A 22,743-nucleotide genomic window follows, 5' to 3' on the forward strand; every position below is an offset into this window, starting at 1 on the left:
ATCCTCGACCCCATTCCAACAAAAACTTCTAGGGGCACATCCGATGCTGACTTCCGAAAATCAAGCTTTCCAAAAAGCCGTCGAAGAGATTCTTGCCAGCTGTCTTAGCTGCGACGCCACTTTAAAAGAAATCGGCGAGACGACACCGGCCGACCGCATTCACGAAATCAAGGGGATCATCGGCATCTCGGGGGCGATCTGCGGGACCGCCGCGCTCAGCATCACCCGCGACTTTGCTTACAAGGCGACCGGCGCGCTGCTAGGCGAAACCCCGACGGAACTCAACTCCGACGTCGTCGATGCTGTCGGCGAGATCGTCAACATGATCGCTGGTCGGGCTCGTGTCCTATTGGGAAATGAAGCGACCAACATGTCTTTGCCGTCGGTCATCCTAGGGCAGTGCGAGATCGCCTTCGGTTCAGAGAACCACGGCACCTGTTTGCGATTCGAAACCCCCTGGGGGCCTGTTTCGATGGAATTGGTCCTGAAACAACAATCGAATTCTCCAATCCCCAACGTAACGCCGGTCGCCATACTTGCCTAGCATGCCGATCCATCATAGATTTTGAGGCAGCGGCATCACCCATGCCGCTTGCTCCTACCCGGCCAAACGTTTGCACCTGCCATCCCACCGTGGGCTCCATCGCGGACGCGCGATCGACGCATAAGAATCGCTTCGTTCGTGCCTGAGGTCTCTCGACGATGTGCCGCAACGGCTGGCCGGCGGTGATTGCAAGTTTACGGCGAGCTTGAATCTGCCGGGTTGCCCCACGAATGTATGTTCATTACCAGTACCGAATGATTCATCCAACGGAGTGATTGCAGAGAACAATGGACGTTTCGAAATTAAAACGCGGCGACTGGGTCATCTATCGCAAACAGAAGAGCAGCACGTCGCCCGGGGCGCGTGCGACCGATGTCCATCCCACCGCGGGGGGAGACACCTATCACTACCTGGTCGACAAATTCTGGGTCGTCGACGAGGTCCTCGATGGCCAACAGGTCCGTTTGCGGACTCGACGAGGAAAACAGAACACGATCACGGCGGACGATCCGCGTCTGCGACGCGCTTCCTGGTGGGAGCGTTTGCTGTATCGCAGCCGCTTTAGAAACATCGAACTCTAAACTGCGATTCTGCCGTTTCGCCATCGCAAGAACAGGTCGAATCGCCCGGCAGTCCGACATCACGCCCCACAATATCGCCGCGGCCGAGCGAGATTGCGCGTCGCCCGGTGCCAAGTCCAGATCGCAATCGCTGCTGCGATCCCCCGCTTCCGATCAATCCAACCAATCGCCATCGGCAAGGCGTTCGGGAACATAGGTCTCCGTCACATAACTGATCCCCAGGTTGATCAGCGACTCGACCTCCAGCTTAAAATCGTTCTGCAGCATCTTATCGATCTCTTTCTGCCAACGTTTCTTGCCCTCGAACCATGGATACTTCTTGATTTGGTTGGCCCGTTTGCGATCGGTATCGTTCATCTTGATCGTGACGTTCATGTCCAACCCGCAGCGTTCCAAGTCGATGCTGCGAAGCCCCAAGAACTTCGCGTCGGGGATCGTCATCCGCTGCGATTCAAACGCCAGGTTGATCGACCCCTGCTTGATCACGCTGTAGATGTAATATCCCCAGGGGTCGTTATCGAGCACGCAGTAGACGGGCAGTTCCAATTCGTTGTGCATCCGATGCAGCAATCGCCGCACGCCGCGCGGCGGTTGACCGGCACCATGGGTCAATAAACAGTTGTGCTTTTTCCAAAACTTGTCTTCGTTGAAACGCTGCCAGACCGTTCCTTTTTCGACATGCAGGATAAAGTCGGCGGTGCAGCGTTTGAATTTGATCCGATCGGGTTCCACGATCGACGGAATCCCATAACCGCCGCTCCCCATCCGCGCGCAATCGATCTCGTCCCCCATATCTTCCAACACGATCGGGCCGACCATCTCGCCCCGCTTGTCGGCGTACAGGTGCAGTTCTTCACGCAGCGAATTCGCCAGGACTTCCAGATCTTCGATCACCGCATCGGATTCGCCCTGATTGTTGAACGTCTCCTCTTTGGCACCTTTGATCGTGTGCTTCATCCGATAGTAAAGACCACGAATGCTGGTTGTCTTGCCTTCGTCGATCAGCCCCTTGCAACCGCTGCCGGCCAGCAGGGTTTGCATGTAGGATCGCGCTTGGTTCAGGTTGAACAGCTCGCGACGGTTTGTGTTTTTCCCCATCTCGATATAGCGTTTCGTTTTATTGAAACGCACGTTCGAAAGCGCCCGCGTCGGGATATCCAGAAACGGATCGCGGCCCCGTGTCGCCGAACTGACGACCTTGTCCGCGAGCCCCTCGAGTTTGCTGAGCGTCGATTTATCGATCGGCGTCAACTTCACTGGCTTCGGTTTTTCGGGAACGAACTTTTTAGGAGCTTGTTTTTTCTTAGCCATGATTCTTGAGATCCATCGTTGTCGCAACCTCCACCCCGATCCGCGGTGGCGAAGGCCAAACTTGTTATCGAGCGTTCCGGCCTGCGATCGGTTCGCATCCTGTGCCGGAGACAACGCTCAAACGTTGTCCAGAGTTTGCCAATTGCTTACGCGTCGAACAGTTCACCCTGTTCGACCGAATCGTCCTCCGCCGGAGCCTCTTCCGCGGCGGCGGCCGGTTGGACCGCTGCGCTGGCCGCGGGGACCGTCTTGGCCGCGTTGTCGACGATCAACACGCCGTCTCCAAGATCGAGTTCCGATTCATCTTGAATCACTTTACCCCGTTCATCGAGAACCACATCCGCATCGGCTGTCTTCTTTTTGGCGACCTCTAACAAGTGGTCGTAGACCTCTTGGGTATCGCAGCCGTTCATGCCGTGCAAGGCTTGCGCGACCTCGCCCAGATACCGCAGAAAGACGCTTCGCCGCTCTCCTTCCTGCTTCACTTTTTGCCGGCGTCGCAGGAACATTCCCAGCTTGCGACCGACAAACTGCAGCGCCAATCGCAGCTCCTTTTCGATCTCCGGATAATTGGCGACCGCCTCTTTCGATTCGCTGGTAAACGGCACCCAAACGCTGGCGACGTGGACCATCACCGAAACGGGACCGTTGGGCAAGTTGCCGCGGGATTGGGTCAGGCCATAACTGCGCCAATTCATCCCCATCACCGCTTGCGTGATCGCACACGCACCGGCTTGAAATTGCAGCGGCACACGATTGGCAAACCGCATCACTTGCATCGATTGCCCTTCGCTGATGCTGACGTTTTGCAACGCATCATGCAACGCCAACCGCTCCTTGGGCGTCAGATTCGCGGGGCTCTTGCGGGTCTTTAATGCCGCCTGTTTCATGATCTTGTCGGCACCGTCGGAACCGACGCCGCTGAACGTATCCATCAAGAACTTTCGCAACGTTCGCGCGTCGGTCTGGCCGATCAGTTCATTCAAATCATCGCGTGAGATCGCATGCGTTTGTGGACCGCCACCGTACGCGAGTGCGACTTCGATGATAAACGGATTTCCGCGATAGACCGCCGGTGGTCGGCTGGATGCTGCGTAGAACTCGCCCGGCACCACGGTGCTAATTCCCTTCAACAGCAACCCCTGGCCGATCGGTACGACACAATCGGTGGACGGGGGGCGAATCTTCGCCTCTTGCATCGCATGGAAGACTTTATCCGCTTCGTCACGGCCGATTTTTTTTGTCGTCACCCGGCTGCCGATCCCCGCCGCTTCGCAGATCCGGCGAGCGACCGCGGGAGTCACACAGGAGAACGAACTCTGCAGAAACTGGCTGATCGTATTGACGTTGTCGGCCGACATCATCGCCATCAGATGTCCCAGCTCGACACCATACGGATGCGGCTTGATCTCTTTTGCCTCGGCCGGCAATTCGGTCGTGCTTCGCCAATAGGACCGCGCCGTTCCATCGGGGTCCATGTAGTGAACAGTGATGTGCGGGTTGGCGATGGCGGTTTGTTCGATGTATTCATCGACGCTTCCCCGACCCTTTTTGTAAATCGCAGCCAGTTCGATTGTGACCCGCGTGCCGTGCGTTACGTCTTCGCTGGTACCGTCTTCATACGGGATCACCGTCTCCCACGCGATCCCCGCTTTTTCGATGTACTGGCGTCCCTTTTCCCCAGCGGGAATATCGATCCCATCCCCCTTGCCGTTGACGATCTCCGGCTGATTCTTCTTGGTGTCGATCTGCAGCTCAAAATAGTGAGCCGGCTTGCGGACCGAGACCTTGCTGACGATTTTGACCGGTTGCCCACTGGTCAACATCCCGTTCATTCCCGCGGCACTGATCCCGATCCCCTGCTGACCGCGGCTCATCCGCAAACGATGAAACTTGCTGCCGTACAACAGTTTGCCGAAGATCAACGGGATCTGTTTCTTGACGATCCCGGGACCGTTGTCTTGGATCGAAACCCGGTAGCGGCCCGATTGCGTTGCTTCCAACTGGACCCAGATCACCGGCAGAATGCCAGCTTCCTCGCACGCATCGAGCGAGTTGTCGACAGCCTCTTTGACCGTCGTCAACAGCGACTTTCGCGGATTGTCGAAACCCAACAGATGCTTGTTTTTTGCAAAGAACTCGCTGACCGAAATGTCGCGTTGGCCCTTGGCCATCGCTTCGGCTGTACTTCGACGTGTCTTGGGGGTGCTTGCTGCGGCCGCCATCTTTTCCTTCTCGGTCGACTGTCAGAATCCGTATCATCGTTACTTCGGTTATCGGCAACGGCAAGCTGTTCTTCAGCCAATTTGCCTGCAGCCGGGGCAATCAATTCCCATCTTTCGCCCTTGCGGGGGTCCCGAGCCAGGGCAATCGGTGCGGATCGGCTACCGGACGCCACCACCAAATCGTGGCCGATTGTAACGATTCCGCAAACTTGGTCCTAGCCACAGACAGGGCAATCTGCGCCGGTTGCGGGCGACACGCAGTCCCGGAGAGAAAACGTTGGTTTGGAGATGTAGATAGAACCGAAAAGACCCCAATAGCCGGACGAACGCAATTCATCCGGAAAAGAGACACAATGCTGGCAAAAGCACAAACACGAACGACGATCCAACGTCCGGTGCGATCGCCCGAATAGTTCGGGCACCACTTCGGAGATCCGTCTTCCAGGGAGGAAGAACCATGCGTTTTACGGCGCGATTCATCGCAGCGATCACCATTGCAGCTTCGGCGACCGCAACGGCAAATGCCCAACAAGTCGTTGGCGAATATATCGTGGATTCTCAAATCATCTCCGACGTAGCAGTCGGTGACGCGGGGGGCGAAGGTCACCAAGCGTCCCCTTCGGACAGCTATTCCGACCAAGGCTACCCGGTCGCGGACGGCGGCGCGGAATATGTCCAAGCCAGCACGGGCCGACGCGCGGTCCAGGGTTCGGGGCGAATGGCCGCGATGGCCCACGGCGGCCAACAAGGGCCTTACATTCCTAAGCAATACGCCCAGCCCGACCTGTTCTACAACTATTACTCCAACGGTCAAAACCAGGTCAACGCAGAGATGTACCTGGCCCCCGGCCCGGTTCCCGCCTTTGTCGGCCACACCTGGGTCCCCTACCAGCCGCTGATGCCCCACAACTATTTGTATCAACATAAAGACCGCTACCATAATCATTACGACTATGGCCGGGGCACTAATCGAACCAAGGCGACTTATAGGGTTGCCCCCAAGCAATATGCCCAAACGTTGTACAACTTTTTGCGAATCCCACGCTAATTGAACGTATCGTGGTACAACAGGTCGTTTTGTCTGTGATCTGAAACTCGCCACCCCATGCAAGGCCGCGACTGGCTTTGAACACTGGAGCATCATTCGCCATGAACAAAAAAATCACCATCGCCCTGACGATGCTGGCCGGCGTCGCGTTGGCATCGTCCAGCGCCGAAGCGGTCGACATCTACGGCCGCACCAATGTGCAAGCGATGAACTTTGCCGCAACGCGTCCGTGGCACAGCCATTACCAGTACTCCAACTGGGGCACTCCGGTTGCGATGATTGTGCCACCGACGGCGCACATGCAGACAAATTATTCATGGGGCGTCAGCCAGAATCTGTCGTACCCGATCCATCACCAATTCAACCGCAACATGCCGCAACCGATGGGTGTCCCTTACGGTCAGTTCCGCCCGACGCCGCACTGGCCAAGCCACACCGATCAATTTGGGGTCCACTACATTCGTGGCCCTTGGTAACGGATGAAGCGAAATCGGCGAGCGTGCTTGCGGTTGCCAATGCTTGACAAAACTAAAAAACGGCTCGAGAGATGTTTCCATCCTCGAGCCGTTTTTCGTTGGGTAATCTTCGAATCTCGATAAACTGCCACGCCGCCTCGCGTTGGCTTTCTCCGTTCGCTCGGCAACTATTCGTCTTCTGATTCGCTAGGCTTTTCCGCGGTCGGCGACTTGGAGGTGGCACCCGCTTCCGCTTTGTCGGTCGCCGCCTCTTCCGCCAACTTGGGATCAAAAGGCTCGTGTTGTTGATACAACGCGAGCACCTTTTCGGCATACGGCTTGCGATCTTCCGGAGCCATCTCGAGCACCTTCTCCTGCCATCCGATCGCTTCCTCGAACTGTTCGTCGGCCGCAAGCGCCGCTGCCATGGCTGCCAAGTCGCTGATGATGGCAAAGTTGTTCAGTTCTCCCGCCTTGGTCGCTGCTTTAATCGCGACGCTTGCGTTGCCCAATTTTGGATCGTTGGCGATGACTAACAACCAAGCTTTATTCTGATAGGCCAACGCGTAATCGGGCGCAAGCTCGATCGCTTTGTTGTAATCGGCCAATGCTTCGGCCATCTTCCCAAGCTGTTGAAGATTGAAGCCGCGGTTGTTGTAGGCGGCTGCGGCCCGAGGTTCGATCTCGATCACCGCGGCAAAATCTTCCACAGCCCGCTCGTGGTCGGCTTGTTGAAAGTGGACAAACCCGCGACTCATCAATGCAGAAACATTTTCAGGGCTCAGCTCGATCGCTTTGTCAAAGTCAGCCACCGCTTGTTCCAGGTTCCCGCTCAATTTGTGCGCCACCGCTCGCTGTTGATACGCGCTGGCCAGTTCCGGTTTCCGCTGGATCACTTGGTCGTAATCGGCGATTGCGTCGGCAAATTTCTGCAGCGTCATATAGACCGCCGCGCGATTCAGCAGCGGCGAGAAATCTTTATTTTCGGTGTCCCGTTCCAACGCGGTCGTGTAGTCTTTGATCGCGTCTTCAAAGTCGCCCATCGCCGCATGAAACATCCCGCGGCTCGAATAAGCATGTGGCGCGTCGTACCCCAACTTGATCGCCCGATCAAAATCATCCAGCGCCTTTTGGTTCTGTTTCAACGCCCACCAAGCGGAAGCTCGTAGAGTGAACAGCCGCCCGTCGGTCGGGTTCTCTTGGATCAGTTCGGTATAGATGTCAGCCGATTCGATGATCTTGACCGCGTTGACTTTCTCCACCACGCCCCGGTGGCCGTTGTAAGTCACGATTAAATAGTTCTCGCCACGATCCTCGAGAACGGTCAACAGGTCTCCCTTCTCGATCGTGTCGACCAATTTGTCGCCCACCTGCAACTGCATCTGCGCCCGAGCAACGACTGGCTCAGAATGCTCTTGCGCAAACACGATGCTTGCGAACAAACTGCCCAGGATAAAACTGCTGGCCAGCAGGGCTAGGGTTCGGATCAAGCGGAACTTTGGGTTCGACATCGGTGTGGGTAGCTCCAGGAAACTCTGCGATCTTGCGTTTTTCAATCCAGACGCACCGCCGGCGCGTGCATCTAGGGAAAGATTAGGTCACAAAAACGCTCTCCTTTCCGCAAACCAAGTCGCCCCGCCGCCACGACATCGTGTTGCTAAAGTCAACGAAAACCAGGTGTTGTCGCATTCACACACCAAGAAAAGACGACCGAGGGGTAAAGAATGGAAACTTCGCCACTTATTCCTATCTTTCCTGTTCTGCCGAACATTCGGGTTAAATATACTGACACGCGGTCATATTTCAGGATTTCCCAGCGCGGCTCCCCCTCCGCGCTAGATCCGTTCGCAGAAAACGAAGCCGAACGCACACACGTTCACACGTCGCTTGGAGACAAAAAGAATGAACTCTCGATTATCGTTGGCAGCCGCGATGCTCATGCTGTTGAGCTTCGTATCGTCGGCAACCGCCGGACGCCCGTGTATTCCGTGTGGCGGATGCACCGACCCTTGCGCCGGCGGTGGCTTTGCCGTCGCCCCTGGCTGCGGCACAAACGTCGGCTACGCGACTCAGCCCAGCATCGGATACGCGGCTCCCCAACAGGACGCCGGTTGCGCGATCAACAGCTACGCCCCCGCTGCCGTTCCTGCGACACAACCGCTGTGCGGACCGATGACCATCGCCAAAGTCATCATGGTGCCGACCTACGTCACCGAAACGCGTGCCCAACCGACAACCGAATATCGCGACGAAGTTCGGCATCGCACGAAAACGACCTATCGCACCGTACCGGTTACCGAAACCAAGTACCGCACGCGAACCGTGATGCAGACCAAGACCGAAAGCAAAACGGTCAACTACACCGAACTTGTCGCTCAAACCGACATGAAGACGATGGAGCAAACGCACACCGTGCCGGTTTGGAACGAAGTTCCCGAAACCTACACCGTCCGCGTCCCTCAGATCGTCGAGCGTGAAGAGAGCTACACCGTCAGCGTTCCTCAACTGACCGACGAAGAGTTCACCTACACCGTGAACGTTCCCGTTCCGCAAACCGAAACCAAAATGCAAACGGTGACCAACGCCGTCCCCGTCGTCAAACGACGCGTGATCAACATCGATGTTCCCGTCACCCGCACGCAAACCGTCACCAAAGACTACGGTCATTGGGAAACCCAAGTCGACGAAGTGATCGCGGCTCCAGCGCCAGTGGCTGTCCAAAGCTCCGCCCCAGGCTGTTACAGCTCGAACGGTTCGGTCTCCAACCTGGGCGGCTGCGGTTCATACGGTGGCTGTGGATCGGGCGGTTACGCCAGTTCATGTGGCTCGCGTCAGTGCGGCAACTGCAGTGCGTGCCAAGCCCGCAGCTGCGGTGGTTGCCAATCGACCGCCAGCTCCCACCAGGCTTCGGGAAACTGTGGCAATGGTTGCGGCGGACAAGTAATCGGTGGGCAAAGCGTTGCGGCGACACAAACCGTCACCCGCCGCGTTTGGGTTCCGAATATCCAAACCGAAGAAGTCCCTGTGGTTGAAATGCAATCGCAACAACACGAAGTCAGCTACACGGTTTACGAAGAACAACATCAACAGATCCCTTACGAGTGCACGTATCTGGTCTACCAACCCGAACAACGCACTGGGATTCGCAAGGTCGTTCAATACGTTGACGAAACGCGAACTCGCCCTCGCAAGGTTGTCGAATACACGGAAGAGACCCGCCAACGAACCCGCCGCGAACTGTCGTTCAAAGAAGAGGTGCGAACCGAAAACTATCCCGTCGTTTCGTATCACCCCGTGCAGAAGACCAAAGAAATCTCGTACACGGTGAACGTTCCCGAGGTCCTGACCGAAGCGTATGAGACCACGCGTTACGATCGCGTTGCCGAAGAATCGGTCGAACAGTACACCGTCCGAGTTCCTTTCACCAGCATGCGTGAAGTGACCGTACAGGTCTGCAAAATGGTACCGAAGGTCGTCGAAGAGACCGTCTATCCTTGCGGTCAGGTTTCCCAAGCCGGCGCTGCCAGCTACGGCTGCCAAGGCAATGGCGTTGGTGGCGGATGTGCTCCAGCAGGCAACTGCGACAGCGGTTGCGGAGCGGCAGGCTGCAGCGGCGGTTGCGGATCCGCCGGTTGCAACTAAGCAACGCCCTTCAAGTTTGATAACTCCTGACGGGAATGCGCTCTTCGGACGCATTCCCGTTTTTGTTGGAGTGGACGCCGTCGACGGAAAACGCCTGCGAAAAGACGACGGAGTTGCTTTTAAGCCGCGGCGCGGCTCGATTCGCCGTCGCTCGAATCGCTCGACGAATCGATGCTGATCGACATCGTCTCGTCTGCGTCTTGCTTGCCGCGAAACGCCAGCACATCTTGCGCTTGGCCGACCCAATTTTCCCGTTCGATCCGCCCCTTGAAGCTCAACAATTCGTTGAACGCCCAGACGTTGTACTCGTTCCAGTCGGCGATCTGCTGCAGACGGTAGACGCCCGCCTTCCGCAGACAGCGTTGGTTGACGTGCCCGATCCCGCGAACCACCGTCAGATCGTCGACGTAGCTGGGTCGCCGTGTGAAGACGACACCTAACGTCTCGTCCACGGTGACCGAAACGTTCCCATAAGTTCTCAGTGCCCGCAGGTAGGAAGTTGCCTTCGGTTTCACCGGCTCAGGCGTTCGCTCACCCGATTCGTCGGCCAATGTCAGCAACTCCTTGGCCTGCTCGCACCACTTCCCATCGCGGACGCATCCCAGTCGTCCCAACAGCCGCTCGAACTGACACTTCTCCCGATTGGTCCATTCGGCCATCTGTTCGAAACGGAACACGCCCGCTTCGTTCAGCTGGTCTTCCAAGCGACGGCTGACGCCAAAGATCTCAGTCAGATCGTCCGCATCGTCGGGGCGATGAACCACCGCGTCCAGCCGCGACTCGACATCGGCCAACTGGCGACGCAAGGCCGCGATTTGCGACTGGTCCTCGGCGCGGTCAGCCTCCGATGCGGCGGCGGCAATTGCCAATTGATCCGCGACTTGGCCCACTTCCTGTTCGGCAGCATGCCCGTTTCGCAACGCTGCTTCGAGCTCGAATTCGACGGCGTGAAACTTCTCTTGGAGCTGGTCGCGTTCGGCCTGCAACTGGGCCAGCGTCTCATCGGTCTGGCGAACGGCATTCAATTTCGCAACCGTCGCCGTCTGCAATTCGCGTAAATCCTCCAACAACGTGCCCCGCAGCTTCAGATCATCTTGAGCTTCTTGCAACTGTTCGGACAACCGTTCGCAGCGTTGCTCGCGTTCAACGAGATTCGCCTGCGTCGATTCAAGCTGCTGCCGCAGCGTGGCCAGATGCCCACGCAAGCGATCGTATTCCCGATCGACTTGGTCCATCGAGACTTGCTCGTTTTCGGCGTCGGCCAACTGCTGGGTCAACTCAGCATATTGAGTTCGCAGCGCGCTGAGCTCTTGAGTGCTCTGCGTGTACCGTTCTTGAGCTGCTTTGGCATCATTGGCAGTCAGCGCCAGGGCGGCATCCAGCTTCGCAACTTGCTGACTCCAAGAGGTCACCATGCACTGGTGCCCCGCCTCCTGCTTGTCCGCAGCGATCTGTTGTTCGACATTCTTGGCTTCGGCATCCGCCAACCGTTTCTGTGTGTCGCCCAGTTGGCTTTTCGCTTCGGCCAGCTGGCTCTCTGTCTCGACCAGCCGGTGCTTCGTTTCGTCCAACTGGCGTTTTGCGTCGACCAGCTCCCCGTTTGCATTGCCCAGCTGCTTTTTCGTCTCGTCCAGCTGAGCTTCTCGCTGCAGCAGGCTGGTCTCATGAATCTCGCAAGCTTCCAACAACTCCGTTTGGTTTTCGAGCGATCGTTGATGCAGGTCGCGATATTCTGCGTAGATCTCGCTGCGATCCTGCCAGACAGCCGCCTTGTTGCGCCGCCACAACAATTGAGCCAGCCAGATCCCGATCCCTGCGAAATAGACCGCGGTTAGGAAACCGAGCCACCCCAGGTGAGTCATCGCATAATCAAGACGCGCAATAAACATGGGAATTCAATCGTTGGGGAATAACGGAAACAAATGGCACTTTCAAAACAGCGAACAGATCGATCCAAGCGGGCCTTGAAAATTTCGCCCGCCAGATCAACTCAGCAGCGACGATTCGCGTTCCAATTGGGTTTGCTGATAGCAATCGGTTTCAAGCTGTTTGGCGATCGCATCGTTCTCGCGATCCAGATTGCGAACCTGCCGGCGGTTGCCCGACCACAACACCCACCCGACAGCGAGTCCCAGCACGAAAAAGAAGGCGGCCACATGCAACGCCGCCAAGTCGGGGTTCTTGCTGAAGTAGTAGATAGGATCCATCGCGCCAGCCTTTCCGAATCATGGATAACAACGCACGGCCGTCAGCTTGAACAAAAGACCAACGCCCGCCCTAATCCACTCAATCGGAATCCAAACACCGCTGATAACAGTTTCGATCAAGAAGTTTGCTCGATAAATCGAAAAAACACTCAACAAACGGCTTGGCCCCCCCAACGAATCGGACAACATCCAACGCCAGGCTTGCTAGCATCGCCCTCCGCTCGCCCGGGAATACCGCTGTGGGTGGGGAGACCGTCCGCGGCGGAGACAATCGACCTACGGGTCAACCACCTTCCCTTAACTACCAATAATTAGGCTCTCTTGGCTTGCATTGCCGGTCGGTCCCGCTTCGGTTATCACATCGAATCGACTACAATGCCCGATCCCCCCGGCGGTGCCAGGCAGCCGTCGGTCCGCGGTTTAACTATCCCCTTCAGTTCAAGAGCTCGATAGCGACCTATGCAAGCGATCATCCTCGGTGCCGGAACGGTGGGAACTTGGATTGCCGATCTATTATGTCGCGCCCGACACAGCGTCACGGTGATCGACAGTAACCCCGAAGAGGTCCGGCGGATCAATGCCGAACTGGATGTCCGGGCGATCCACGGCAGCGGATCGCAGAGCACGGTCTTGTTCCAAGCCGACATTTGCGGAGCCGATATCTGTCTGGCGGTGACCGGCGACGATGAAGTCAATATCGTGGCGGCCAGCATGGCCAAGGCGCTTGGCGCGCGGCGGGCGATCGCTCGAGTCTACGCTCCCGCGTTCCGCGACATGAGCACTTTCGATTACCAACAGCACTTCAACATCGATCGGCTGTTGAGTCTCGAGCAGCTCTCGGCGACCGAATTGGCTCGCAGTATTCGCAACCCGGGGTCGATCCCGTTGGAGCACTTTGCTCGCGGGCAATTGGAAGTCTACGAATTGACGGTGGCGATCAAAGCTCCCGCCGTCGGCAAACCGCTTCGCGAATTGAAGCTCAGCCACGGCGTGCGGATCGGTTCGATCTCGCGTCAAGGTCGACGTTGGATCGCCGGTGGTGAAGACGAGATCCACGCCGGCGATTCGATCAGCCTGATCGGATTCCCCAAAGACGTCGCCGAAGCCAGGGCTCAGTTCGCTCCCGAATCGACTCGCATCCCCCGTCGCAACGTGATCATCGCCGGCGGTGGCGAGACTGGATACCATCTGGCTCAATCGCTTAACAAGTCAGAGTACCGGATCTTGATCTTGGATGAAGATCCGCAACGCTGCGAGCACCTCGCCACGCTGCTGCCATCGGCGACCGTGGTCACCGCCAACGCCAATCGCCGCTCGGTTTTGGAAGACGAAGGAGTCGGCAAGGCGGACTATTTTGTCGCCTGCACCGGCAACGATGAGAACAACATCATGGCGGGCGTCGAAGCGCGAGAACTCGGGGCGCACAAGGTGATGGCGGTCGTTGGCCGTCCCGACTATGCCAACGTCGTCGCCAAGCTGGGCATCGATGTGGCGGTCAGCGAACGCGATGCGGTCGCTCGTCAGGTGATGGGCTTCATGAACGATGGCCCGATCATTTCGCAGAGTCAATTGCCCGAGGGATCGATCGGCGTCTACGAGATCGAAATCGACGAAGACGTTCCGGTCACCAAGGCTCCGCTGATGCAATTGCCGCTGTCGGGCCGCTGCCTGATCGCCGCGATCATGCGCGACGGCTTTGTCCGTGTTCCGACGGCGAAAGACCAGCTGCGCCTCGGTGATGTAATCGTTGCCCTGATCGACCAGAATACGCTCGATTCCACGATCTCGCTGTTTAAAGTGGGATGATTCGTTATTGGCTCCGCGCGACGGATCAGAGTTCGCTGCTCAAACATTCCACTCGCGCCGCACTTCCTTCCAGGCACCTCCAATGAACATAGCACGCCCGTTAACGACCGCCATCGCGCTGCTGTTGCTCGCCAGCTTCGCCGCCGCGCAACCGAAGACCCGCCAGGCGGAAAGCTATCCGCAGCATCCCGACGCTTTGCTCAAAGAAGGGGTTCCTGTCGGCACGATCACCAAGGGCGTGTTCAATGCTTCGCAGATCTATCCTGGAACGGTCCGCGATTATTGGGTCTATGTCCCCAAGCAATACGACGGATCCAAACCGGCAGCATTGATGGTCTTCCAAGACGGCGGTGGATACGCTCGCCGCGAGGGAGGCTACCGGATTCCGAACATCTTCGACAATCTGATCGCCGCCGGCGAGATGCCAGTTACGATCGCCGTCTTCATCAATCCCGGTGTCGTTCCCGCCCCCAACGACAACGCACAATCGCGATTCAATCGGTCGTATGAATACGACAGCGTCGACGATAGCTACGCCAACTTTCTGATCGACGAGATGCTGCCGTTTGTCGAGAAGGAACACAACGTTCAACTGACCGACGATCCCAATCTCCGCGCGATCTGCGGCAGCAGCTCCGGCGGCATCTGCGCCTACAACGTCGCTTGGCAGCGCCCCGATCATTTCCGCCGCGTCTTCACCACTGTCGGAACCTATGTCGGACTCCGCGGCGGACACGAACTGGCGACGCTGGTCCGCAAGACCGAACCGAAGCCGCTGCGGATTTACCTGCAGGACGGATCGAACGATCTGAACATCTACGCCGGCGATTGGTGGATGGCCAACCAGACTCTGTTGCGAGCGTTGCAGTGGGCTGGATATGAAGTCGAGCACACCTGGGGCGAAGGATTTCACAGTAGCAAGCATGGCACAGCGATCATGCCCGACGTGATGCGTTGGTTGTGGAAAGACTTTGATACCCAACCGGTTAGCACGCATCTGGACCGATCCAACAGCGAAGCCAACAAATTCCTTGTCGATGGCGAAGGCTGGGAACTGGTTAGCGAAGGGCACAAGTGGGCCGAGGGCTTGGCGGTGACCGACGACGGTACGCTCTACTTTACCGACGTCCCGGCGAGCGAACTTTATAAGGTCACGCCCGACGGCGAGGTCAGCCTGATCGTCTCCGATACCGGAAAAACCAACGGGATCTCCCTGGGCCCCGACGGCCGACTGTATGGTGCCGCCAGCGGTGCCCGCCAGATCCGCGCCTGGGATTTGAAGACCCTTGAGATGGAAGTCATCGCCGAGGGGACGACCAGCAACGACATCGTCGTCCGCCACGACGGCACGATCTATTACACCGATCCGCCAGCCGGCAAGATCTGGTCGCTCGACGCGAAGACGCGCGAGCGGAAGGCTGTCGACAATTTCAAAGACTGCAACGGGATTGGACTCAGCGCCGATCAGACTCAGTTGTTTGTCGGCCACTTCCCCGGGCGGTTCATCAACGCATTTCAGATCGCCGACGATGGATCGCTGAAATACAAGCAGCCCTATTTCCACTTGGAGATCCCCGCCGCCGATCCTCGCGGGTTGTTGGATGGGATGTGTGTCTCCCAAGATGGTTGGCTGATTTCCACAACGGCGATGGGCGTTCAGATCTGCGACCAACCGGGACGCTCGCATCTGATTTTGCCAATGCCTCCAGGTTCGCGACGTCCTAGCTACGCGACGTTTGGCGGTCCCGATCGCAAGACGCTGTACGTGGCCAATGTGGACAAGATCTATCGTCGCAAAACGCAGTTAGTCGGTGCCGACAACTGGAAACAACCCGTCAAACCACCCAAGCCACGACTGTAGGCGGAGAGCAAAGATTCGGTGATTGATTCGCCCGACAAGGACGAGCATGGCGGCGCGCCGGTGGCGCGCGTGTTAGTGGCTGTCTGCACATATAACGAACTGGACAGCTTGCCCGAATTGGTCGCTGGCATCCGCGCCGCCCTGCCGTCAGCCGACGTGCTGGTCGTCGACGATGGGTCGCCCGATGGGACCGGCGAATGGGCTGCCGATAAGGCGGGGCGCGATCCTTGGTTCACAGTGATCCAACGCGGTCGCAAGCTTGGCCTCGGCAGCGCGATCGTCGCTGCGATGCGGCACGCCAGCGACGCGGGTTACGACTTCCTGGTCAATCTCGATGGCGACATGAGTCACGACCCGGTCGAAATTCCGAAGCTTGTCGACGTCGCCCATCGCGAACAGGCCGACGTCGTGATCGGTTCGCGCTACGTTCCCGGCGGAGCGATCGAAGGCTGGCCGATGTCGCGATTGGTGATCAGCGGTCTGCTGAATCGTGTCGCTCGGATCGCCTTGGGGCTGCAAGCCCGCGACTGCAGCGGAGCGTATCGATGTTACCGCGTCGACACGCTCGATAAAGTCGATCTCAACCGGATCCGCGCCAGCGGGTACGCGATGCTCGAAGAGATCTTGTGGCTGCTGACCCATCGCGATGCAAAGATCGTCGAAATTCCGATTCGCTTCGTCAACCGCGTTCAGGGTTCGTCGAAGCTGAGTCTCGGCGAGGCGGTGAAATCGATCGCCATGCTGGCTCGCATCGCCTGTTCGCCGCGACGCTAAGCAGCAAGCAGGGAGTTTTCTCGTTTAACCACAATGCCGTTCAACGAAGGAGCCTCGGACCTTCGAAAGAATTAGCGGCGGGATGTAGTGGACGAGGTTACGAGTCCCAGCGATTTGGTCTGACGCAAAAGGACTCGTAACCTCGTCCACTACGCATCGTTGAACGGTATTGAGTTTAACCGCGCGGGCATCGCCCCGCGTTTTTCAAGGCCGCGCGGCCCGATGCCCGCGGTTAAACGAAAAATACAATACGACCTGCTTAGCCGGCCGATAGCTGCAGGCCGGCCTCATCGATCTCGAACAACCGCACGTTGTCATCGCACTGGCTGCCGCGATGTTTGGCGATGTAGAGACCTCGCCGCATCTGCAGCCCGTCGCGAATCTTGCCCATGTAGATCAACGTGTTGGCCAATGCTCCCAGATCGCCGTTGGCTAGCGGGCGATCGATCAATTGATCGAGCATCGATTCGGGAGTTGTACACAACAGCAGGCAGGCGGCTTCGGAGTTGCTGTAGGCGTGGGCGGTCACTTGATCGGCAAAGTGCCGGAAGTCTTGACGCAGCAGATCGCGAGCGACCCAGTCGTGTTCCTGTCGCATCACGCGATGGTAAGCGTATTCGAACAACTCCATCTGCAGCGAATCCTCGGGACGATCCGACGGTTCGATCCCATCGATCACAAACCGCCGCGTGCCGCGAACCAGGTGACCGTACAGAAATCCAATCATCTTGTTCAGGCTGCGGTTCAATTGCCGCTGCCACTCGTTCCATTGATCGGGATCCATTTGATCGCGGACCACGCGGCGTCCGGAATACCCCAACATGTTCAGCGAGTTGGGCATCCGCACTTCCGAATCAAACACCCATTCATTGCCCGATCCCGACGGCATCGTATCGGGGGCGACGCTGCGCCAATCGGCATCGAACAGTCGCTGGGCATAACCGGCGTGGTTTTGCGAATCGCCTCGCGCACTCAGATCCAACATCGCGCCTTGCGGTTCGTTTTGCGAGCTGCCGGCAAACAGATAACTGATTCCAAGCTGCGTCTTGCCGATCCCGGTCGCCCCCGCGACAACCGTTAGCGTTCCTGGCAGCAAACCGCCGCCGAGCATTTGATCGAGTGTTGGATTTCCGGTGGAGAGGCGTTCGGGCATAGGTGGGCTCTGGCTATTTTTTCTTCTTCGCCATGCTTTTCAGCGACGAAAAATCGGGCATCGGGGGAGCTGGAGAGGCTGATTCGGGAGTCGAATTTACAGCTTCCTGGGCAACGATCGCAGCTTCTTGGGGCGGGGCCACCTTGTGCTTCTTGCCAACATGCTTGGCATCGGTTCGCAAGGCAAACTCCGTTGCTTGATCGTCGCTCGAATCTTCTGGACTGTCCAGGCCCCTCGAAGGTTCACTCTTTTGCGACGGCGAGAGGGAATCGACCGAACTGTCGGGCATCCCGTCGGCGATTCGCTGCCGCCAATAATCGAAGGTGTCGGGCGTCAGGCCAGCATCGCGATTCAGAGTCAAGCGAACCTGGCGATCGATATCGGGCATCGTCGCCGTCACCCGCAAGCGTCCATCGCCGCTGTAGCGAAACTGAACATCGACCGAAGTTCCCTGCGGCAGCGAATCGGGCAGTTCGTCGATCACGCAGTTTCCGATCTGCGTGGCGTCGTTGCCGCTATCGTCTCCCCCTTCGACGACCTGGATTTTGACGCTGCTTTGGTCGGGCTGGTGGGTGCGAAAGCGAACCGTTCGTTTAGCCGGCAGTGCGTTGTTGCGAGGGATCATGATCTGCCGCCGCGGCCGTCCGGTCGCGTTTTCGATCGCCAAGACGCCCAGGTCGTGGGAGTTGACGTTACTGACCGACATCCCCGCGATCTTGCTCCCTCCGCTGCGCAGCAACAAACCCGCGTACAATGCCGCTCCCTGCCCAATCGCTTCGTCGGGAGACAACGTGCGGTCGACCTGCTGCCCCGTCGCCGCTTCGACAGCCGCCTGGATCATCGGCATCCGAGTCGATCCGCCGACAAGGATGATCCGCGACAGTTCCCCCATCGACAGCCGAGCATCGCGGACCGCCATCTGCATCGTCAGGATCGTGCGGTCGACAAGGTCCGATGTCAAAAACTCAAACTTCTCTCGCGACAGCGGCAGCTTGAACCGATGCCCTTCGTGAGTGAACACGATCGGGAACTCATCGCGCTGACACAACGCGTGTTTTGCCAACGTCGCCTTCTTGGTCAACTCTTGAGCCAACGCGGGATCGTCACGCGGATCGCAATCGTGCTGCAGCATGAACTGTTCACAGGCGTAGTCGACGATCCGTGCGTCCCAGTCGATGCCACCGAGATAGACATCCCCGGCGGTTGCCAACGCCCGGTACTGCATCCCATCGATTTCCATCACCGTCACGTCAAACGTCCCGCCGCCAAGATCGTAGACCAGCACGCGGCGGCGATGTTCGCTGGTCCCATCGCTGGCCAGGAATCCCGACTGCACGCCATACGCGATCGCCGCGGCGGTCGGTTCGTTGATGATGTCCAGAATTTCCAAACCGATCAAACGGCCGGCATCCTGCGTCGCCTTGCGGCACGGTTCGTTGAAGAAGGCGGGAACTGTCACCACCGCTTTGGTAATCTGCCCCAGTCGCGGCTGTGCGTCGTCGATCAACTTCTTCAAGACCAACGCTTGAACGACTTCGGGCGGAAGCGATTCACCGCGAATCTGTTTTTCATAAGCCTGCTCTCCAACATCCCGCTTGGCAAACAAGGCCAACCGCTCCGGTTCGATCGTCCCCGCCTCGATCGCCTCGCACCCAACCACCGGTCGCGATCGGTCGAAGAAGACGGCACTGGGGGTTGTCAGATCACCCTCGGCATTGGGAACGGTCTGCGGTCGCCCGTCGCTGTCCAAGTAGGCGAGTGATGAAAACGTAGTCCCCAGATCGATCCCAACCGCAAGATGTTTTGGAGTCGTCATAATAGTTCGCCTTTGGACGCGGAAGAGCTGACGTCGACGCGAACCGTATCCTATCGCGAGCCTCGAGGACGATCAAACGTTTTGTTGTGTCCGATCAAAATCGCACGGCACTCACCTCCAAGTGCAGCACACTCAGGACGGTCAGGGAACAAGAGAACTGATCCAGACAACCGATTGAAACAGTGCGATGCTCTGACGGCGAGATCGAATCGATGCGTCAGGGGCCCGCCCCCCCAGAAAAATCGCAAGGCTCGTCGCAGCAGGTCCCCAAGGCGAAGGCTTTCACTGCGATTGGACTCGCTAGCCTTACTTCCGAATGACTTCGCTCTATTCTTGCGACGATTGGGATCCCACCGTCCGCAACAGAAACTCCAACTGCATCTCGCGGATCTCCGGTTCGGCAAATTCGCGACCGCCGTGCCCCGCCCCTTCGATCAGATGCAGTTTGCTGTCGACTCCCGCCCCCTGCAACGCCTTGTAGATCGCTTCGCTTTGATTCGCTGGAACCGTTCGATCGTTGCTGCCGTGAATGATCAGAAAGGGAGGATCGCTTTCGTCGACGTAGTGGATCGGATTCGCTTTTTCAGCGGCATCGAGTCGCTTGAGGACTTCGCCCCCCAGCAGTCTCGTTTCGGGCGAGTTCGATCGCGCATGCGATTCGTAGCCGGGTGTTTGGACGAACTGCACCAGGTCGGTCGGGCCATAGAGATCGACAACCGCTTGCACATCGCTTCGCTGATCCGCCCAACCGCCGATCCCTTCCAAATCCGCAGCGCCCGCCGAAGTCCCGATCAACGCCGCCAAATGACCACCTGCGGAACTGCCCCCCACCGCGATTCGCTTGACATCGATATTGTATTTTTTTGCATTCGCTCGCAGGTAGCGGATCGCACACTTGCAGTCTTCGATCTGCGCCGGAAAGATCGCTTCCCCCGACAACCGATACTCGATCGTCGCCCCCACAAACCCGCTGCGCACCGCCGGAATCACCTGCTGAACGCCGCCATCCTTGTTGCCTGCCATCCAACCACCTCCGTGGAGCCAGACGTAGACCGGCAGCGGTTGATCCGCTGGTTCTTTGGGCAGCACCAGATGCATCGTCAGGTCGCGTCCGCCACCTTGTCCATACACCACATCGCGCATCACTTGGACGTCATCGAGGGTCTTCATGCCAGAGCGTTCTCGGCGCGGCTGCATTGAAAAGTCCTTGCGAGTGAGCATGTCATCCCCATCGCGATCCAATCGATCAAACAATCGCAACGGTCCGCGAAACTCATCGCGGCTGACCATTCCATCTTGGTTCTGATCGTCGCGCTGCACGCGTTCATAGATCCCTAGAGCTGGAGCGTGGTTCGCCGGTCCATCGGATTGTCCAAGCGAGGTCGTCGCCCAACAGACGATCAAACTTGCGGTCAGCGCCATCGATTTTACGTGTTGCATTGGATCGGAACCTCAAAAAGTTAAGCATCAGCCGACATTCAAACCTTAAAACGACTGCTCCCTGCATCGCTTGAACCCACGTCGCCCCTCTCGGTTCCGCGCCATCTGCCGCTCCTCTTGGAATCTAGCCCGATTATACCAACCGACAGAAACCGATCCGTCTGCCCCGTTTCTTACCACCGATATTAAATTCTTCCAGCGACAGCGAGGGTTCTTAGCAAAAAATGCGCCTCGGATCTCGCGGTTAGAAGCCTTTAACGCGGGTGGGCGGATTTCCTATAATGGAAACACGATGCGTTGCCACTGGCGGATTAATGGAAGCGAGACTCTGATGTTCGGGAATATCGTTCGCAGCCTCGGGCTGATCTTACTGTTTGGAGCTTCGCCGCTGAGCGGCTGGGCTCAGGAACCGGAAGCGAAACCGCCAGCAGCCGAAAAGCCGGCGGCGGCGACCGCTGTCGTGATTCCGTTGCATGGTGAGATCACGCCGCTGACCGGTGCGTTCCTGGATCGCAAGCTGGAAGAGGCTCGCGAAATGGGAGTCGATGTGGTGATCATCGACATCGACAGCCCCGGCGGGTTTGCCGACGTCAGCTTCGATATCGCCCGGCGGCTGCGCGATCTGAAGTGGGCCAAGACGGTGGCCTATGTCGAGGACCAAGCGATCAGCGGAGCGGCGATCGCAGCGCTCGGATGCGACGAGATCATCATGCGTCCCGGCGCGATGTTGGGAGACGCCGGTGTGATCGCTCAAGAGATCTTGGGCGGCCCGTTCAAATACGCTCCCGAAAAAATCCTCAGCAAGATGGTGGCGGACATTCGCGAAGTCGCCGATGCCGGTGGCCGACCGCCAGCGCTTGCCGAAGCGATGATGCATAAAGATGTCCAGGTCTTCCAAGCGACACACAAACAGGACGGGCGCGTTTGGTATTACACCAAAGCCGAATGGGATTCGTTGCCCGACGCGGAGGATTGGGAACAGGGCAAGCCGGTGATGGAGGCTCGCGAAAATACGTTCTTAACCGTCACCGGTAAGCGAGCCGTCGAACTGCAGATCGCCAACGGCCTGGCCGATTCCAAAACCGAACTCTACGAACAACTGGGAATCGCCAAAGAGCCCAAGGTGCTCGCCCAAACCGGCATCGATACCTTGGTCTGGGTGTTGAACCTGCCGCTGATTACGTTCCTGTTATTCGTGATCGGTCTGTTGGCGATCTTCATCGAATTCAGTGCCCCTGGTTTGGGAATGGGGGGCCTCGTCTCGACGCTCTGTTTTGGACTCTTCTTCTGGAGTCGCTTTCTGGGAGGCACATCGGGCTGGTTAGAGGTGACGCTGTTTGCCGTTGGGCTGATCTTCATCGCGTGTGAGATTTTCGTGATTCCAGGCTTTGGTGTTCCCGGGATCTCCGGCTTCCTGCTGGTTCTGGGATCGCTGGTGATGGCGTCCCGAAACGTCGTCTGGCCCGAGAGCACACGCGATCTGATGCAGCTGAACAAGACGCTGGCGACCGTCGGTGCGTCGATGATCGCCTTTGTTGTGTTGGCGATGGTCGGCAGCCGCTATCTGCTGGACTTTCCGCTCTTCCGCCGGATCGCCCTGTTGCCGCCAGAGGTCGACGACCAAGCGGCTGCCGTCGCCGTGGGGACTGCCTATTCCGCTTCGAATCGGCCGGCAGCTTGGGAACAGGTCGACGTCGGCGATGCGGGAATCGCCACCTCACCACTGCGTCCGGCAGGGAAAGCCGCCTTTGGCGACGAACTGGTCGACGTGATCACCGAAGGAGAATTTGTCGAAGCGGGCAAAGGGGTGAAGATCGTTCAGAAGCACGGCACCCGCGTGGTCGTCCGTTCGACCACTTGATTCGAAAACGCTGGGGGGC

Annotated in this window: 17 protein-coding genes; 9 read left to right on the plus strand and 8 right to left on the minus strand. The window is 58.0% G+C overall.

Annotated elements, in window-relative coordinates:
- Positions 1-43: 43 nt before the first annotated feature.
- Both EC9_RS21910 and EC9_RS21915 read left to right on the plus strand, forming a co-directional pair.
- Positions 44-544, plus strand: a complete 501-nt coding sequence (locus EC9_RS21910; RefSeq protein WP_145348203.1) for a chemotaxis protein CheX — start codon at positions 44-46, stop codon at positions 542-544.
- A gap of 287 nt (positions 545-831) precedes the next feature.
- Positions 832-1,125, plus strand: coding sequence for a hypothetical protein (locus EC9_RS21915; RefSeq protein ID WP_145348204.1), 294 nt, complete (start codon positions 832-834; stop codon positions 1,123-1,125).
- Positions 1,126-1,278: 153 nt separating this feature from the next.
- Here EC9_RS21915 and EC9_RS21920 read toward each other — a convergent pair whose 3' ends face one another.
- A complete protein-coding gene (locus EC9_RS21920; RefSeq protein WP_145348205.1) occupies positions 1,279-2,436 on the minus strand; it encodes a DNA topoisomerase IV subunit A in 1,158 nt (385 codons plus the stop codon).
- Positions 2,437-2,582: 146 nt separating this feature from the next.
- A complete protein-coding gene (locus EC9_RS21925) occupies positions 2,583-4,661 on the minus strand; it encodes a DNA topoisomerase VI subunit B (RefSeq protein WP_145348206.1) in 2,079 nt (692 codons plus the stop codon).
- Between the two features lie 457 nt (positions 4,662-5,118).
- On the opposite strand from EC9_RS21925, the gene EC9_RS21930 reads away from it, so the two are divergent.
- Both EC9_RS21930 and EC9_RS21935 read left to right on the plus strand, forming a co-directional pair.
- Positions 5,119-5,709 carry a hypothetical protein gene (locus EC9_RS21930; RefSeq protein ID WP_145348207.1) on the plus strand — a complete coding sequence of 197 codons (591 nt, stop codon included), beginning with the start codon at positions 5,119-5,121 and terminating at the stop codon, positions 5,707-5,709.
- A gap of 101 nt (positions 5,710-5,810) precedes the next feature.
- The gene (locus EC9_RS21935) at positions 5,811-6,185 is read left to right on the plus strand and encodes a hypothetical protein (protein ID WP_145348208.1); all 375 of its coding nucleotides are present in this window, start codon (positions 5,811-5,813) and stop codon (positions 6,183-6,185) included.
- A 167-nt stretch (positions 6,186-6,352) separates the two neighbouring features.
- Here EC9_RS21935 and EC9_RS21940 read toward each other — a convergent pair whose 3' ends face one another.
- Positions 6,353-7,675: a tetratricopeptide repeat protein gene (locus EC9_RS21940; RefSeq protein WP_145348209.1), complete on the minus strand. Its 1,323-nt coding sequence runs from the start codon at positions 7,673-7,675 to the stop codon at positions 6,353-6,355.
- Positions 7,676-8,066: 391 nt separating this feature from the next.
- On the opposite strand from EC9_RS21940, the gene EC9_RS21945 reads away from it, so the two are divergent.
- On the plus strand, positions 8,067-9,806 hold the full coding sequence (locus EC9_RS21945) for a ferredoxin (protein ID WP_145348210.1): 1,740 nt from the start codon (positions 8,067-8,069) through the stop codon (positions 9,804-9,806).
- A 119-nt stretch (positions 9,807-9,925) separates the two neighbouring features.
- Here the strand turns inward: EC9_RS21945 and EC9_RS21950 are convergent, their stop codons facing one another.
- Both EC9_RS21950 and EC9_RS21955 read right to left on the minus strand, forming a co-directional pair.
- On the minus strand, positions 9,926-11,695 hold the full coding sequence (locus EC9_RS21950; RefSeq protein WP_145348211.1) for a hypothetical protein: 1,770 nt from the start codon (positions 11,693-11,695) through the stop codon (positions 9,926-9,928).
- A gap of 96 nt (positions 11,696-11,791) precedes the next feature.
- The gene (locus EC9_RS21955) at positions 11,792-12,013 is read right to left on the minus strand and encodes a hypothetical protein (RefSeq protein ID WP_145348212.1); all 222 of its coding nucleotides are present in this window, start codon (positions 12,011-12,013) and stop codon (positions 11,792-11,794) included.
- 459 nt (positions 12,014-12,472) lie between these two features.
- Between EC9_RS21955 and trkA the strand changes: the two genes are divergently transcribed.
- From trkA to EC9_RS21970, 3 genes are all read left to right on the plus strand, one after another.
- The gene (trkA, locus tag EC9_RS21960) at positions 12,473-13,819 is read left to right on the plus strand and encodes a Trk system potassium transporter TrkA (protein ID WP_145348213.1); all 1,347 of its coding nucleotides are present in this window, start codon (positions 12,473-12,475) and stop codon (positions 13,817-13,819) included.
- 82 nt (positions 13,820-13,901) lie between these two features.
- Positions 13,902-15,680, plus strand: a complete 1,779-nt coding sequence (locus tag EC9_RS21965) for an SMP-30/gluconolactonase/LRE family protein (protein ID WP_145348214.1) — start codon at positions 13,902-13,904, stop codon at positions 15,678-15,680.
- A gap of 18 nt (positions 15,681-15,698) precedes the next feature.
- A complete protein-coding gene (locus tag EC9_RS21970) occupies positions 15,699-16,454 on the plus strand; it encodes a polyprenol monophosphomannose synthase (protein WP_246105822.1) in 756 nt (251 codons plus the stop codon).
- Between the two features lie 259 nt (positions 16,455-16,713).
- Here EC9_RS21970 and EC9_RS21975 read toward each other — a convergent pair whose 3' ends face one another.
- From EC9_RS21975 to EC9_RS21985, 3 genes are all read right to left on the minus strand, one after another.
- Positions 16,714-17,607, minus strand: coding sequence for an RAD55 family ATPase (locus EC9_RS21975; RefSeq protein ID WP_145348215.1), 894 nt, complete (start codon positions 17,605-17,607; stop codon positions 16,714-16,716).
- Positions 17,608-17,620: 13 nt separating this feature from the next.
- Positions 17,621-19,423 carry an Hsp70 family protein gene (locus EC9_RS21980; RefSeq protein ID WP_145348216.1) on the minus strand — a complete coding sequence of 601 codons (1,803 nt, stop codon included), beginning with the start codon at positions 19,421-19,423 and terminating at the stop codon, positions 17,621-17,623.
- Between the two features lie 327 nt (positions 19,424-19,750).
- A complete protein-coding gene (locus tag EC9_RS21985; RefSeq protein ID WP_246105823.1) occupies positions 19,751-20,863 on the minus strand; it encodes an alpha/beta hydrolase in 1,113 nt (370 codons plus the stop codon).
- A gap of 331 nt (positions 20,864-21,194) precedes the next feature.
- Here EC9_RS21985 and EC9_RS21990 point away from each other — a divergent pair, with 331 nt between their 5' ends.
- A complete protein-coding gene (locus EC9_RS21990) occupies positions 21,195-22,724 on the plus strand; it encodes an NfeD family protein (protein ID WP_218934346.1) in 1,530 nt (509 codons plus the stop codon).
- Positions 22,725-22,743 lie beyond the last annotated feature (19 nt).

The organism is Rosistilla ulvae (genome assembly GCF_007741475.1).
GTDB classification, from domain to species: domain Bacteria; phylum Planctomycetota; class Planctomycetia; order Pirellulales; family Pirellulaceae; genus Rosistilla; species Rosistilla ulvae.